The sequence below is a fragment of the Chryseobacterium sp. WX genome, from assembly GCF_029542485.1.
GTDB classification, from domain to species: domain Bacteria; phylum Bacteroidota; class Bacteroidia; order Flavobacteriales; family Weeksellaceae; genus Chryseobacterium; species Chryseobacterium cucumeris.
Genome location: NZ_CP120710.1, coordinates 4,179,431 through 4,194,072 on the forward strand (window position 1 = coordinate 4,179,431; position 14,642 = coordinate 4,194,072).

General features: G+C 38.0%; 13 protein-coding genes. 4 read left to right on the forward strand and 9 right to left on the reverse strand.

Annotated features, from left to right (window positions below; all coding sequences use genetic code 11):
- Positions 1–214: 214 nt before the first annotated feature.
- Positions 215–1,240 carry an LLM class flavin-dependent oxidoreductase gene (locus PZ898_RS18910; protein ID WP_277693959.1) on the forward strand — a complete coding sequence of 342 codons (1,026 nt, stop codon included), beginning with the start codon at positions 215–217 and terminating at the stop codon, positions 1,238–1,240.
- 75 nt (positions 1,241–1,315) lie between these two features.
- On the opposite strand, the gene PZ898_RS18915 is transcribed toward PZ898_RS18910, so the two are convergent.
- The 3 genes from PZ898_RS18915 to PZ898_RS18925 all read right to left on the reverse strand — a co-directional run bounded on the left by PZ898_RS18915 (position 1,316) and on the right by PZ898_RS18925 (position 5,857).
- Positions 1,316–4,351, reverse strand: a complete 3,036-nt coding sequence (locus tag PZ898_RS18915; protein WP_277693960.1) for an SMC family ATPase — start codon at positions 4,349–4,351, stop codon at positions 1,316–1,318.
- A 3-nt stretch (positions 4,352–4,354) separates the two neighbouring features.
- On the reverse strand, positions 4,355–5,560 hold the full coding sequence (gene sbcD / locus PZ898_RS18920) for an exonuclease subunit SbcD (protein ID WP_277693961.1): 1,206 nt from the start codon (positions 5,558–5,560) through the stop codon (positions 4,355–4,357).
- A 144-nt stretch (positions 5,561–5,704) separates the two neighbouring features.
- The gene (locus tag PZ898_RS18925; RefSeq protein WP_002983641.1) at positions 5,705–5,857 is read right to left on the reverse strand and encodes a hypothetical protein; all 153 of its coding nucleotides are present in this window, start codon (positions 5,855–5,857) and stop codon (positions 5,705–5,707) included.
- A 120-nt stretch (positions 5,858–5,977) separates the two neighbouring features.
- Here PZ898_RS18925 and PZ898_RS18930 point away from each other — a divergent pair, with 120 nt between their 5' ends.
- Together PZ898_RS18930 and PZ898_RS18935 are read left to right on the forward strand one after the other, a co-directional pair.
- On the forward strand, positions 5,978–6,223 hold the full coding sequence (locus PZ898_RS18930; RefSeq protein WP_062675625.1) for a VF530 family protein: 246 nt from the start codon (positions 5,978–5,980) through the stop codon (positions 6,221–6,223).
- A gap of 171 nt (positions 6,224–6,394) precedes the next feature.
- The gene (locus tag PZ898_RS18935; protein ID WP_277693962.1) at positions 6,395–6,895 is read left to right on the forward strand and encodes a peptidylprolyl isomerase; all 501 of its coding nucleotides are present in this window, start codon (positions 6,395–6,397) and stop codon (positions 6,893–6,895) included.
- Positions 6,896–7,102: 207 nt separating this feature from the next.
- Here the strand turns inward: PZ898_RS18935 and PZ898_RS18940 are convergent, their stop codons facing one another.
- Positions 7,103–7,480: a YchJ family protein gene (locus tag PZ898_RS18940; RefSeq protein WP_062675623.1), complete on the reverse strand. Its 378-nt coding sequence runs from the start codon at positions 7,478–7,480 to the stop codon at positions 7,103–7,105.
- Between the two features lie 174 nt (positions 7,481–7,654).
- On the reverse strand, positions 7,655–9,796 hold the full coding sequence (locus tag PZ898_RS18945) for a M3 family metallopeptidase (RefSeq protein ID WP_277693963.1): 2,142 nt from the start codon (positions 9,794–9,796) through the stop codon (positions 7,655–7,657).
- Between the two features lie 185 nt (positions 9,797–9,981).
- Here PZ898_RS18945 and PZ898_RS18950 point away from each other — a divergent pair, with 185 nt between their 5' ends.
- The gene (locus tag PZ898_RS18950) at positions 9,982–10,809 is read left to right on the forward strand and encodes a DUF2807 domain-containing protein (RefSeq protein WP_062675621.1); all 828 of its coding nucleotides are present in this window, start codon (positions 9,982–9,984) and stop codon (positions 10,807–10,809) included.
- A gap of 1 nt (position 10,810) precedes the next feature.
- Here PZ898_RS18950 and PZ898_RS18955 read toward each other — a convergent pair whose 3' ends face one another.
- The 4 genes from PZ898_RS18955 to PZ898_RS18970 all read right to left on the reverse strand — a co-directional run bounded on the left by PZ898_RS18955 (position 10,811) and on the right by PZ898_RS18970 (position 14,641).
- Positions 10,811–12,700, reverse strand: a complete 1,890-nt coding sequence (locus PZ898_RS18955; RefSeq protein WP_062675620.1) for a monovalent cation:proton antiporter-2 (CPA2) family protein — start codon at positions 12,698–12,700, stop codon at positions 10,811–10,813.
- A gap of 3 nt (positions 12,701–12,703) precedes the next feature.
- Positions 12,704–13,225, reverse strand: a complete 522-nt coding sequence (locus PZ898_RS18960) for an NAD(P)H-dependent oxidoreductase (protein ID WP_110011719.1) — start codon at positions 13,223–13,225, stop codon at positions 12,704–12,706.
- A 194-nt stretch (positions 13,226–13,419) separates the two neighbouring features.
- Entirely contained in the window at positions 13,420–14,232 is an 813-nt protein-coding gene (locus PZ898_RS18965) for a TPM domain-containing protein (protein ID WP_277693964.1), read from the reverse strand.
- Positions 14,213–14,641 carry a TPM domain-containing protein gene (locus PZ898_RS18970; RefSeq protein ID WP_227942397.1) on the reverse strand — a complete coding sequence of 143 codons (429 nt, stop codon included), beginning with the start codon at positions 14,639–14,641 and terminating at the stop codon, positions 14,213–14,215. The genes PZ898_RS18965 and PZ898_RS18970 overlap by 20 nt, the downstream gene beginning before the upstream one ends.
- Between the last annotated feature and the right edge of the window lies 1 nt (position 14,642).

Below are 14,642 nucleotides of genomic sequence, written 5' to 3' on the forward strand. Positions count from 1 at the left end.
TTTTCTTGCGCCTTAAACAGAAAGATAAAGATCTTTTTGCGCCTTTGCGTTTTCCAACAAAAGCACAATTTGCTTTGTTCGCAATTACACTCTCGTGTTATTAGTGATACATTAGTGTTATTTGTGTTTTAAAAAAGTAACTTTTCGATCTTAACAAACATCAATGTTTTTGATTTTTCCATAGTGGTAACTTTGTATCTCTAAAATCAACAATATGGAATTAGGAATAGGAATGTTCGGTGATCTGGCTTTTGACCAGTCAACCGGGAAATATAGAGATGCAGGAATTAAGATCCGTGAGATACTGGATCAGGTAAAATTGATGGATGAGGTAGGAATTGATGTTTTTGCTATGGGAGAACATCACCGTCCGGATTATGCTGTTTCCTCCCCGGAGATTGTTTTGGCTGCAGCAGCAAGCATTACAAAAAATATAAAACTGGCGAGTGGAGTAACTGTTTTAAGTTCTTCAGAGCCGGTAAAAGTATATGAAGATTTTTCAACACTGGATTTAATTTCAGACGGAAGAGCAGAGATCTTTGTCGGACGTGGAAGTTTCATCGAGTCATTTCCTTTGTATGGCTATTCACTGAATGATTATGAACAGTTATTTGACGAAAAATTAGAATTATTATTAAAAATCAATTCTGAGGAAAACGTTAGCTGGTCAGGAAAACTTCGTGCTCCGATGCAGAATCAGACGGTATATCCAAGAGCAAAAAATGACGGAAAACTTTCCATCTGGAGAGCTGTTGGTGGAACTCCTCAGTCTGTTTTAAGTGCAGCCCGGCTTGGAATGCCTTTAGTGGTAGCCATCATTGGAGGTATGCCTATCCAGTTTAGAAATCTGATCGAATTCTATAAACAGGAGTACCAAAAAGCAGGACATGATGTTTCGAAAATGCAGATCGCAATCCACTCCCATACTTTTGTGAGTGATGACCAAAAAGTGGTGGATGGGTATTTCCATAATTATAAATCTCAGATGGATAGGATTGGAGCTTCCAGAGGATGGGCACCTTACACAAAAGCACAGTATGATGGAGGAAGAAGCAAAGACGGTGCGTTATTCATCGGCAGTCCGGCAGAAGTAGCAGATAAGATTGCTTATATGAAAGAGATTTTCGGAATTACAAGGTTTATCGGGCACATGGATGTGGGAGATCCTGCTCATGATGTGATGATGAAGTCTATAGAATTGTTTGGAAATGAAGTGAAACCTGTTATAAAAGGACTGTAACAGGGAAGTTTTTGAGGTGCAAAAGCCACAAAAGAACAAATCTTTTGTGGCTTTTGTTATTTACAATATATTGAACTAAATAATTTCAATGATACTTCCTCTTTCTTCATCTTTAATGATGTTGAGCGCCGTTGGGATTTTCTCTTTCAGCTCTTCAACGTGCGAAATAATTCCTACAATCCTGTTTTCTTTCATCAGGTTGGTGAGCGTTTCAAAAACGATATTCACAGATTCCGTATCCTGAGTTCCGAAACCTTCATCAATAAAGAAGAAGTTTTTATCGGCCTGCGCATTGGCCTGAACACTTTCTGCCAGTGCAAGAGCCAGACTCAGCGATACCTGAAAGGCCTGTCCTCCGGAAAGTGTTTTTACACTTCTGCTTTTTCCTTCGTTGAGGTAATCGATGATTTCAAAATCGTTATTTTCATTTAGCTGAAGACTCAGCTGGTTTCTCGTCATCCGGTGAAAACGTACATTGGCATGATCGCAAAGCTGTCTCAGATAAATAGATGAAACATATTGTACAAAGCCTGCTCCTTTAAACAAATTCATCATGATCTTCAGATTTTCCGAACGTTTCTGAAGCTTTGCCAGTTCTTTCAGAAGTTCCTCCTTTTTCAAAAATTCCTTTTCCAGACGGTCTATTTCAGCGGTTTTTGTAACTACAGAATCATTGATCTGTTTTTGTTCGGTTTGCGCTTCATTAAATTGCTTTTCAGTCAGAGAAAACTGTTCATTATCGAATGAAAGTCCCTTCAGCTTTAATTCAAGCTCTCCGATGAATTTCTTCAAAGCTTCAAATTCAACTTTGAAAAGCTGAACTTTAGTCCTCACCAGCTGAACATCAATTTCCTGAAGTAAAATATTCTCAACTTCTTTGAATGCTGTGAAATTCTGCTCTGCCAATGCTTTGATAATTGCTTCCTCATTTCCGGAAATCTCCTTCTCAAGTTCTGTAATTTGTTTTTCGAATTGGCTGACGATTGCTTTTTGTTCTGCAAGTTTTGGAGAAAGAATTTTTTCCTGTTCTACAGTTTTCAGGTAATTTTCTTCAATCTCTTTATTAGAATAAGCAAGCTTCTGATACGATTCTTCAATTTCTTTTATTTCCTTTTGAGCATACAGATCCCATTCGAGAATTTTAAGACCGGAACGGCTGATATTAATTTGCTCCTGCTTCGAAACTTCTTCCAGACGGAAAGCTTCCAGAGCACTCTTATATTTTTCCAGTGTTTTGGATTCTCTGTCAAAATTTTCCCTTGCTAAAGCGATATTCCGTTCCGTTTCTTCAATCTTTTTCTCCAGCGTAAACGAGTCTGAGCGTTTTTTCTCAAATTCCTCTTCCTGGTTGGAAGCAAATTGTTTCCAGGTAAAATTCAGCAGATGATTTTCAGTATCCTTCTGAATCTGCTGCAGTATTTTTTGTTCCGAAAGAAGCTGTTCCTCAAAGATCTTTTTACGGTCCAGAATCTTTTCAATTTCAGCCTCCTGTTTTTGAAGACCAATAGTTTCCTGTTCCACGGAAGTTATTTTCTCCTGAATTTCCTTCAACTCAGCATTCACATCATGAAATTCCACAATATGCGGATGCTCTTTAGAACCACAGAGCGGGCAGTTTTCTCCGTCATGAAGCTCACTGGCAAAACGGGAAAGCTCTTTTTGTATTTTGAGATGATCCAGTTTCTGGGAAAGTTCCTTTTTTTGAGTCTCTAAAGTTTCTTTTCTGATTGTGAAATCTTCTTTATAATTTTCGGTATAAGCAAAAGGCTTTAATTCTTCTTTAATTTCTCCAATCTGCTTTTGATGTTTCCCGATCTTTTCAGCTTGTTCCTGAAGCGATTTTTTAAAATTCTTTTGCTGAATAAACCAGCTGCCCACTTCAGAAAGCAGGGAAGAATCCAGTTTCTGTTCTTTTAAAGTTTTAATCTGTGCGGAAAGCTCATCAATGGTCTTTTGAATTTTCTCTTTATTAAGATCTACTTCTTTTACTTTTTCAGAGCCTTTTTGAGTTCTTTCATTAAGAACTTTGATTTCCTCAGAAAACGTAAGAATCTGAATGATAAGATTCAAATCATTTTCCTGAATTCTGGATTGCTCCAAAGCTTTAAATTGTGGTTCAAGAGCAGAAAGTTGTTCTTTGATGATAATAAAAGCCTTTTCTGTTTCCTGCTGGCTTTTGATCTGCTGTTCTTTCTCATTTCGCTTGTCCGAAATCTCTTTTGAAAGCTTATTTTTTTCAATAATCAACGGATTGAAAAGCCTGAAAATACGGTCGTATAATTCTGCCTGTGCTTCCAGAGCATCCATCTGGGGTTTTTCTTCTGAGAGTTTATTGAATTTTTCTTTATTCTGTTGTAAACTGTCAAAGTCACTTTTTAAGTTTTTCAGCTGTTGATAAGTCTGGGAAATTTTTTCCAGTTTTTCATTGGATTCAGAAAGCAGTTTCTGTTGTTCTGTCAGCTGCTCCTTCTGAATGTTGATTTTCTCTTCGTTGATTTCTTCAAAACCTTTCAATTGCCCTTCCAGCTGATCCAGTTCAGATCTGTTTTTTACATTAAGTGCTGAAACATTGTTCTGAAGGTCAAATTTTTGAAGATTAAAGATCTCCTTCATCATATTCGTTCTCTCTGCAGCACCTAATTCAAGGAATTCTTTGAACTGTCCCTGCGGAATAATGATGGTCCTTTTGAAGTTGGAATAGCTTAATCCGATAATAGCTTCCGCATTGGAATGATTTAAAGGAATCCATTTTCCATTGATGTTCTCATAAAAAGTAACAGCATTAGGTTTTACTTCTTCAAATTTTTTGGAATTTCGTTTAAAATCACGGGTGGCACGGAACAATTTATTCTCATAATTTACAAAATCAAATTCTATATAAGAACTGTTTGATTTTAAATTCATCATATTATAAGCCCTTTTATCGCGCATATTCAGACGTTCCGTTTCACCGTATAAAGCAAACGAAATAGCCTCAAGAACGGATGATTTACCTGAACCCACAGCCCCGAAAATCCCAAACAGTCCCGCCTCAGTAAGATTTCTGAAATCAATGGTCTGGCGTTCCTGATACGAGTAAAGTCCTTCGATAGTTAATTGAACAGGGATCATGGCTTATGCATTTAAAATTTCGTTAAACAAATTCATCAGTTCTTCATTGGCTTCCTGCCCGCCGTTTTTAGATTTAAAATAATCTTTGAATAAAATATCAATATCCTGACTCAAATTGATTTCATGGGTTTGACTTTCTCCCAATTCCAGATTTCTGACTTTTGGAATAAGGTGAACAATTCCGTTATGGGACTGATAAATTAATCTTCTTTCATCAGCTGTTAAAAAACTCTCGCTTTCCAGCGTAAGCTCAATAAATGTATTGGGATTTTCACTTAGCCATTGAACAGTATCTTCGATGGAACTAAATGTTTTTCGGACTAAAGCTCTGCCGCTTTTCAAGATTTTCTTTTCATAGGAAACTATTTTTCCCGGCTCTGCGTCAATGATGGAAATAAACTTCGTCTGTCCGGCTTCACTGAAACTGTAGCACAGAGGAGAGGATGAATAAATCACAGGCTTTTCCTTCGTTCCGATATTCTGAAAACCATGAAGGTGGCCTAATGCCGTATATTGAATCTGCTCGGGAATACTGTCCGAAAAAATCAAATCTGCGTTTCCTATCTTAATCGGCTTTTCTCCTTCCGGTTCTTCCAGAATTTCTGCCCCTCTTTTATTCATGTATAAATGAGCAGTCAGAAGATTCACTCCGGTATCATCGCAGAACTGATCTGCAAGATTTTTCCATTCCTGTGCAAGTACTCTGTTGATTTCTTCTTCTTTATTTTCACCAAAATATTCCTTTAAACGAACCTCATTCGCAAAAGGAGTATGAAGAATTCTTATCGGAAACGGTATGCTATCAATTTTCAGCTCTATAAAACCTTCTTTCGAGTTGATAATGCTAAAATGTTCCGTACCGAAAGGCAAAATTTCTGCTTTGGGATGGCCAATGAGAATAATTCCGCACTCTCTTGCCAGAGGATCGGGAGCATTGATTAAGCTGGGAGAATCATGATTACCGGAAATAGCAATCACAGGACGTTTTCCGTTCAGGGATAAACGTTTTAATGTTTTATAAAAAAGTTCAGCAGCCTCTACACCTGGATTGAAATTATCGAAAAGATCACCGGCAATTAAAACCATATCAACGTTTTGTTCATCAGCAATCTGAACAATTTCATTCATAACCAAAATCTGTTCTTCCAGTCTTGAAAAACGGTCGAGGCGCTTACCCAAATGCCAGTCGGCAGTGTGGAGGATTTTCATAATTTAAATTTGAGAATTAAAAAGACTATATGCAGCGTAATTTTCAAGTTGTTTCGCAGAGAATTATTTTGCAGCTATTACAATGTAAAGATAGAGAATACTTCATTTAAAAAATTAAGGTTTCCTTACTTCGGATCAAGACAATTATGGCTTATTGTCAGCTTCTCTTGCTTTGAAATCTTCCCGGATTTGTTTTAACCTTGCTTTTCTTTCAGCTTCTGCATTTTGTATTTTACGTTTTTTCTGATCAATTTTCTTTTTATTTTTCTTCCTGTTCGCTTCGTTGTTTTTGCTCATGTTTTGTAACGGATAATTTTTATTGGTGAGGAATAACTTCTTCAAAAATAAGAAACAAAAAAGGAAGAGTGGTGTGGATTTCCATATAAACTTATAATAAATTAATTTTGTAAAAAAAAGATGGAACAGTCCAAAGATCCTTTACACGGAAAAAGACTTGATGCTATCCTGGAAGAACTGGTAGAATACTATCAAGGTTTCGAAAGGCTGGGCGAACAGATCAATATTAAATGTTTTACAGATAACCCAAGCATCAACTCTTCCCTGAAGTTCCTGCGAAAAACACCTTGGGCCAGAACAAAAGTAGAGAGCCTGTATCTTTTTGTCCTGAGACAGAAAAAGAGGGAGGAGGACAGAAAAAAATAAAGCCGGGGAGTTATTATGTAAGTAATGTAAAGTAAAAAGGAAAATTATATTTCCTTATGCATTTCATAGCTTCATCTTCCATCTCCTATCTTTCAAGCTCATTGAATCATTTCAAAAAGAGTATATTTGTATGATTAATCGTGAGGCAAAATCACGAAAAAAAGAAAAAATATGACAATCGAAAACAATCACGTTGTAACTGTAAAGTATATACTTCACACGATCGAACCAGATGGAAGTAAGATTCTTGTAGAAGAAACAACAACAGAAAATCCACTTACATTTTTGTATGGTGTGGGAATGATGATTCCAAAATTTGAACAGAATATCTTAGGTTTAAAAGCTGGCGACAAAGCTGCTTTTGTGATTCAGCCTGAAGAAGCTTACGGTGAAAGACAGCCGGATGCTATTGCACAGTTACCAGTGGAAATGTTTAAAGAATCAGGACTTCCGCCTGTAGGAGCTATTCTTCCTTTATCAGACAATCAGGGGAATAACTTCCAGGCTTTTGTAGTAGAAATTACTCCGGAAGTTGTGGTAGCAGACCTTAACCACCCGATGGCTGGAAAAGTATTAGATTTCGACGTGGAAGTTTTAAGCACTCGTCCGGCAACTGAAGAAGAGCTGGCGCATGGTCATGCTCACGGAATTGACGGAAACGAAGCTCACTAAAAATATAAATGCCCGATTTTCGGACATGTTTAGATAAGAAAATGAGCCACAGATAATCCTGTGGCTCATTTTTATTGATAAGATTATAATAGTTATTGGTTGCTTGGCATTCCCCTCCGGTGGAGGGGCGGCGAAAATTCAAAGAATTTTTAACGGGGTGGTTCTATACGCAAAGCATCACTACATTATATTTTCTCAATCCGCTCTCTAATCCAAAAATTCCCCGGAAACATAATACCAACGTTCGTGCATCTTCTGAAAAACAGAAAACTCATGATGAACTTGCGGATGGCCGTCCTGATCGGTATAATAAGCCTTAAATTCTACATGATTTAAAGCGGGAGTTCTGATGATTTCCAATTTCGTCCATTGGTTGATCTCTCCCCATTCCTGCAGATCTTTTTTATTGTGGTATTTTCTTTTTCCCGGAAGGGTAGTCTCCATCAGGTATTCACCATTCGGAATGGCAAAAGCAGAAAATCTTGAGCGCATCAGAGCTTCAGCCGTAGGAGCATGTTTTTCTCCGGTATGATAAGGCTTGCAGCATTCTTCGTATGATTTTCCTGAACAGCATGGACAGTCCATATATTGTATTTTAAATTTTGAACTGTAAAAATAATGAAATTCAATAGGAATGGGCTTTAGCTCTCTCAAAATAAACAAAAAAATCCACCGGTTTCAGCCGAAACATAGAAAATTCTATTGGTCACAAATAGGTATAAAAAAGAAGCACTCTGATTAAAGAATGCTTCCATTGATTTATTTAATAAACCCTCTGTTTCTCAATAAAGGTTTGATATCCGGATCGTGTCCTGTGAAGTCTCTGAATGCCTGGTTAAGATCTACAGAATTTCCTACAGAAAGAATATATTTTCTGAAACGGTCACCATTTTCTCTGGTTAAACCACCATTCTTACTGATCCACTCCCATGCATCGTTATCCAAAGTTTCAGACCATAAATAAGCATAATATCCTGCAGAATATCCGCCTCCCCAGATGTGGGCAAAATAAGGGGTGTGATATCTTGGCGGAACCGTTGCCAAATTAAATCCATGGCTGGCTAGAGACTGCTTTTCAAAATCTAGAACAGGAATAAACTGGCTGTCATTGCTTACCGTATGCCAATCCATATCAAGTTCAGCGGCTGAAACCAATTCAGTAGTCATATAACCCTGATTGAAAGTAGATGCTTTTTTTATCTTGTCTACCAACGCCTGTGGAATAGACTGTTTTGTTTCATAATGTACAGCGTAATTCTTCAGAACAACAGGATCTAAAGCCCAGTGCTCATTGATCTGAGATGGGAATTCTACAAAATCTCTCGGTACATTCGTTCCTGAAAGTGAAGGATATTTCTGGCTGGCAAACATCCCGTGAATAGAGTGACCAAATTCATGGAAGATGGTTGAAACATCGTCATAGCTGATTAAGGAAGGTTTTCCCGGAGCAGGTTTCTGATAATTATAGCAATTAACAATGACAGGTTTTGTTCCTAATAAATAAGACTGCTCTACAAAATTACTCATCCAAGCTCCACCGTTTTTAGAATCTCTTGTATAAAAATCCAGATAGTAAATGGCGATAGATTTTCCATCATGATCGAAGACTTCATACGTTACTACATCCGGGTGATAAACCGGAAGATCTGTTCTCTTTTTGAAAGTCAGTCCGTAGAATTTCTCAGCAGCAAAGAAAACCCCTTTTTCAAGAACTGTTGTAATCTCAAAATAAGGTTTAATTTCACTTTCATCAAGGTCAAATTTGGCTTTTCTTACCTGTTCAGCATAGAAATTCCAGTCCCAGGGTTCTACTTTAAAGCCTCCTTTTTGCTGATCAATAAGATCCTGGATATCTTTTGCTTCACGTCTTGCTGTTTCCACTGCCGGAGTAGCAATCTGGTTCATCAGCTTAGTAGCTGCTTCAGGGGTTTTTGCCATCTGATCCTGAAGCTTCCATTCAGCAAAGTTTTTCTTACCTAAAATCTGTGCTTTCTTTAATCTTAATTTAGCAAGCTGTTCGATGGTTGATCTCGTATCGTTGGCATCTCCTTTCTCAGCTCTGGTCCAAGAAGCTTTAAATAGCTTTTCTCTGGTCGTTCTGTTTTTTAAATTTTGAAGAAGAGGTTGTTGTGTAGTGTTTTGTAACGCCAGAAGATATTTTCCAGGTTGTCCTGCCGTTTTAGCATCAGAGGCTGCAGCTGCAATTTCATCGGCAGAAAGTCCGTCCAGTTCTTTCGCATCGGAGAAAAATACACCTCCTTGTTTTCTAGCTTCCAATAATTTGTTGGCATATTGGGTAGAAAGAGAAGCCAGCTCCTGATTGAGCTGCTTTAGTTTTTCTTTATCAGCAGCAGAAAGGTTAGCACCTGCAATTTCAAAATTCTGCTTATAATATTGTACCAGTCTTTTACTTTCAGAATCCAGACCATCTTCTTTGATGGATTGTATTCTTTTATAAAGGTTTTCATTCAGGTACAGTTTGTCAGAATGTGCTGCAAAAATAGGAGCATATTCTTCATCTAAAGCCTGTAATGTAGGATTCGTATTAGCACTGGTAAGATTTGAAAATACAATTTGTGCTCTTCTCAGCACTTCACCACTTTTTTCCAAGGCAACGATGGTATTTTCAAAAGTAGGGGCAGCCGGATTGTTGGCAATTTTTATAATTTCAGCTTCATGTTGCTTTAAACCGTAGTTAAAAGCAGGTTTGAAGTGTTCGTTTTTGATTTTGTCAAACTCCGGTGCTTCGTATTGAAGCTTGCTCTTCTTCATAAAAGGATTTGAAGATAAAGAGGGATCAGGTGCAGGAAGCTCCTGTTGAATATCGGTCTGTTTCATTGTAGTACAAGATTGATTGAACGCCAAGGCAGAAATTAATAATACCGATGAAATATTCTTCATAAATATAGTTGTTATTAAAGCATAAAGATATTAAAAACTTGTATCATAGAACATATTTCGGCGAATGTATTTCTTTAAGCCCTTTGTTGTATTTACAGTATTTTCAAATGTAATGTAATATTTTTTATAAATTAGTTGTTATTTAAATAAAGAAATCAATAAAAAAATTAACAAAAGGAATAAGCATGAAAACAAGTACTTTATTTATTTTTTCAGCCTTTGTGGCTTTAGCCTCATGTAACGATAAACATGAGAACCGAAATAGAGACAGAGACGGAGACCGAAGTAATTGGGTAGAGAAGGTAGTGAGCAAAGAAAGCGGTCCGATACAGCATAAGGAATTTAATGGAGATTTTGACGAAATTCAGGTTTCACAAGCCATTGAAGCAGAAGTTATAAAATCTGAAACTGAGAAAGTTGAAATCTCAGCGCCACAAAGTATCATTGATGAAATTCTGGTGGAAAATGATGGCGGAAAACTGCATATTCATTATAAGCCGGGGATCAGAGTGATGAACATCAGCAAAGTGACAGCTAAAATTTATACAAAAGATTTTAGTAAGCTTATTGCGGATTCGGCTGCGAGAATTATTGTAAAAGATAAATTTACTCAGGAAAAAACAGACATCGAAGCATCAAGTGCAGGAAGTATTTCCGGAGATCTTGAAGCGAATGACATGGATATCAATATAAGCAGCAGCAGTAGTTTCGATGGGAAAATATGGGCAGTAAACCTTGATATTGAATCTTCATCAGGATCAACTCTGGACCTCTCCGGTAAAGCAAAAAAGGTAGACGTGAGTGCTTCTTCAGGGAGCAGCGTTTCTGCAAAAGGAGTTATTGCTGATGATGTAGAAGCAGATGCTTCCAGTGGCGCAAGTGTACACATAAGTGCTGTTTCCAGTGTGAAAGCAGGTGCTTCATCCGGTGGAAGTGTGGATATCTCGAAAAAAGGAGAGCTTAAGAGTGTGATAAAAGACGAAAGCAGCGGTGGAAGCGTAAACATCCAGTAAATTAATCCTGAGACTCTTCCTCATCTTCTTCATCAGCTGATGAGGATCCTTCCCAGTTTTTATTATCGAAATTAAGATTATCATAAGCCAATAAATCCTCCTCACGCTGGAGGATTTCTTTTGTGGTAAACAGAGTAATATCTTCATCATTTTCCTTCATTTTTGCCAGCTTTCTGACTGATGCTTTGTCAATGGCCATAAACCTTTGGCCAAGACGTCTTGCAGCATATTTTCTCATTCCCGTTTCATGAAGTACATCTACAGCCATATCCACGGCTGTTCCCAGTGTTTCACGGTAAATATGATTGACGCCATTGTTCAGATAATCATAAGCATCAATCCTGTTTTTGGCTCTTACAAAAATTTTGACGTTAGGATAATGTTCACGGACAAGTTCTGCAATGAACTTGTTATCGTCAGGATCATCCAGACATAAAACCAGAATTTCAGCATCTTCAATTCCTGCCGCTCTTAAAATAGGAATCCTCGTTGCGTCACCATAATACACTTTAAAACCATAGCTTCTAAGCAGTTTCACACGGTCAGAATCACGATCCAGAACGGTAGCTGGTATTTTATTGGCTTTTAAAAGACGTCCCACCGTACTTCCAAAATGCCCGAAACCTACAATGATGATTTTCTTTTGAGTAACATTGCTGTCAAGAATATTATAGTCATGTTCCTCTTCAGGAATTTCTTTGATAAATTTCGGAGTAATAAATTTGTCATTGATGATGAGAAGAATAGGAGTGATACACATGGTAATTGCCGTAACAGCCATCATCTGTGCATTCATTTCGGGACCTAAAAGATAAAGATCTGATGCGTAATTCAGCAGTACAAAAGCAAACTCTCCTACCTGAGAAAGGGCAAAGGCATAAAAAAGACTTTGGGGAGTATCTATCCTGAAAAATTTTCCAATAGTATATAAAACCACAAACTTTACACCCAGTACCGCAAAAACAGTACTGAAGATAAATAAGGGATCTTTCTGAATGATATTAAAATTAATGGTTGATCCTACACTCACGAAGAAAACAGCTAAAAGCAGCCCTTTGAAAGGATCGATCTGTGCTTCCAGCTCATGACGGAATTCACTGTTGGCAAGCATTACTCCTGCAAGGAAGGCTCCTAATGCAGGAGAAAGACCAATCACAACCATCAGCTCCGAAACTCCAATAACCAGAAATAACGAAGACGCGGTCAATAGTTCTGACATTCCTGATTTTGAAACATAGCGCAGAAAGGGAACAAATACATATCTGCCGAGTAAAATCAATAATGCTACCCCGAAAATTACGGTTCCGGCCTGAAGCCATTCGGGTAGTTTTTGAATCAGAATCTGAATTTCATTGTCATGATGCTTGGCTTTATAATTGGCCAGAATAGGCAATATGGCCAGAATAGGAATTACCGAAATATCCTGAAACAGCAGGGTAGAAAATGAAGCTTCTCCGGCGGTAGTCTTGAGGTTGTTTTTTTCCTGTAAAGTCTGCAGAACAATAGCTGTAGAAGATAGGGCAAAGCACATGGCAATAGCAATCGCTTTGTCTACTCTCCAGCCTACGCTTGTGAATACAAGAAAAAGCAGAAGAATGGTAAGAGCCATCTGAGATAGTCCAAGACCCATTATTTTCTTTCGCATTTCCCAGAACTTCCGGGGCTCCAGTTCCAGACCTACCAAAAACAAAAGCATGATCACTCCAAACTCGCTGGCATGCATAATGTCATTGACATTGTTTCCTGTAAGTTTAAGGACATAAGGGCCTATGATAATTCCTCCTAAAATATAACCGATGACAGAACTTAACCCTAATTTCCTTGCCAATGGAACCATAATAATGGCTACACCCAGGAAAATTAATGTGTTCATCGCTAAGCTGGATTCCATATGCTATTGATTGAGTAGTTCTGTAAATTCTTTTTTATGTAAAATAATTTCTTTTTTAGAGAGCTTGTTGGCTTCGTATACGATTTTGATATGTTTGATATCTGCTTTAAAAACTTTTAATGAAACAATAAGCCCGCTGATGAGTTCATCTATGGTATATTGGTAAGTGCCGGTTTTGCTGAAAGACCTCTCTTTTCCGCCTGTGGTTACCAGAATATAGACTTCTTTTCCTTCCAGGGGATTATGTTCACCTTCTTTCAGCCAGTCTCTGTCGAAAACTTCATCAATCCATAATCTGAGGAGTGGCGGCATGCCGAACCATATCAGGGGAAACTGGAAGATAAAACGCTCATAGTTTTTAAGGCGTTTTCTTTCCCGGAAAGCTGCAATATGAAAGTCAGGATATTCTTCGTAAAGATCTCTCAGGGTATAATGCTGGTGGCGAACGTAGAAATTGATGAGCTCTACATTCGAATTGGAGTGCTCCAGATAAGGGTGTGCAAATACTACCAGCGTCTTCTTCATAATCCTGTTTTCCGTAAATATAGTGAAAAAATATTGAATAAAAGGTGGTTTTTATGATGTTTTATTAACTTTTTAACAGCTAAATATCAATTTAACATTAATAAAAGTTAATAAATCAGCATTATTTTGGTTTTTAAATAAAAAAAATCAGATCGTGATGATCTGATTCTATATCATTTTTGAATATTTCTTGATTACCATCCACCGGATGCACCGCCTCCTCCGAAACTTCCACCACCGCCGAAGCCTCCGAATCCGCCTCCGCCACCTGAACTTCCACCGCCAAAGCCACCTCCTCCGAAGCTGCCAGGGAACGGGAAGAAACCACCAGGATAATTTCTGCGTCCTCTTCTGGTGATAATCACATCATCATCGTCGTCATTATTTCCGCCACGTCCGCCACCTCTGTTTCCAAAAAGGATAGCAATGATGATGAAAATAATAAAAGCAATAATAAGAACTTTAAATGCACTTCCATTGCCGAAAGGAGCTGTTGTGGCTACAGGTTTGAATTTTCCCTCAACAGCCTCCATAATCGCTGAGGTTCCACCATTGATCCCTTCATACCAAAGTCCTTTCTTGAAATTTGGGGTGACGATGTAATCTAAGATCTGTCCAGCTACAGAAGCAGTAAGGTATTGCTCTACGGCACGTCCCTGCTGGATAGACATGGTTCTGTCTTCTGTGGCAATAAGAAAGACAACTCCGTTATCTACTCCCTTTTTTCCGATTTTCCATTTCTCACCAAACATGGTTGCCAGAAAATTCACATCTTCTCCTTTGGTAGAGCGGATGATGACTACTTCAATTTCCGTTGAGGTAGAATCTGCAAACTTGATCAGTTTATGATTAAGTGCATCTTTTTCCTGTTGGGAAAGCAATCCGGCTTCATCAAAAACAGGATACAGCACCGCAGGTTTTTCAGGAATGGTATATTGTGCTGATACAAAAGTGTAAAAGCAGAGTAGTAAAAATGAAAATACTATTTTAAGAGAACGTAATTTCATTTGGAAGTTGGTTTGGGTTTTCTCCTTCTACAGGAAAATGTTTTTTGAGTTCAAGTCCTGTTTCCAGGATGGCACTTTTTAGGGCCTGATAATAATTTCCTTTGGCAAATTCAGCGGTGATATAATCGTGAAGATGATCCCAGTAAGATTGTTTTACTTTTTCATGAATGCCGGTATCTCCAATGATGGTAAGATATTTCTGTTCAAAATTGACATGGAAGAGTACCGCATTTCTGTCTGCTGTTTTATCCATAGCCAGTTTTTTGAAAACTTCAAATGCAGTCTTGGCATCCCGGTTTTCCGTATTGGAATCAATATGCACTCTGATCTCTCCCGTAGAATGATCTTCCGCAGACTGAATCGCTTCCACAAGGGAAGCGATCTGTTGATTTGTTAGGAAATTACCCATT

Excerpts from the sequence above, each read along its gene's own strand:
- PZ898_RS18960 (WP_110011719.1), bottom strand. The coding sequence starts at position 13,225 with ATGAAGAAGACGCTGGTAGTATTTGCACACCCTTATCTGGAGCACTCC.
- PZ898_RS18910 (WP_277693959.1), top strand. The coding sequence starts at position 215 with ATGGAATTAGGAATAGGAATGTTCGGTGATCTGGCTTTTGACCAGTCA.
- PZ898_RS18945 (WP_277693963.1), bottom strand. The coding sequence starts at position 9,796 with ATGAAGAATATTTCATCGGTATTATTAATTTCTGCCTTGGCGTTCAAT.
- sbcD (WP_277693961.1), bottom strand. The coding sequence starts at position 5,560 with ATGAAAATCCTCCACACTGCCGACTGGCATTTGGGTAAGCGCCTCGAC.
- PZ898_RS18915 (WP_277693960.1), bottom strand. The coding sequence starts at position 4,351 with ATGATCCCTGTTCAATTAACTATCGAAGGACTTTACTCGTATCAGGAA.
- PZ898_RS18955 (WP_062675620.1), bottom strand. The coding sequence starts at position 12,700 with ATGGAATCCAGCTTAGCGATGAACACATTAATTTTCCTGGGTGTAGCC.
- PZ898_RS18970 (WP_227942397.1), bottom strand. The coding sequence starts at position 14,641 with ATGGGTAATTTCCTAACAAATCAACAGATCGCTTCCCTTGTGGAAGCG.
- PZ898_RS18930 (WP_062675625.1), top strand. The coding sequence starts at position 5,978 with ATGGAACAGTCCAAAGATCCTTTACACGGAAAAAGACTTGATGCTATC.
- PZ898_RS18935 (WP_277693962.1), top strand. The coding sequence starts at position 6,395 with ATGACAATCGAAAACAATCACGTTGTAACTGTAAAGTATATACTTCAC.
- PZ898_RS18965 (WP_277693964.1), bottom strand. The coding sequence starts at position 14,232 with ATGAAATTACGTTCTCTTAAAATAGTATTTTCATTTTTACTACTCTGC.
- PZ898_RS18925 (WP_002983641.1), bottom strand. The coding sequence starts at position 5,857 with ATGAGCAAAAACAACGAAGCGAACAGGAAGAAAAATAAAAAGAAAATT.
- PZ898_RS18950 (WP_062675621.1), top strand. The coding sequence starts at position 9,982 with ATGAAAACAAGTACTTTATTTATTTTTTCAGCCTTTGTGGCTTTAGCC.
- PZ898_RS18940 (WP_062675623.1), bottom strand. The coding sequence starts at position 7,480 with ATGGACTGTCCATGCTGTTCAGGAAAATCATACGAAGAATGCTGCAAG.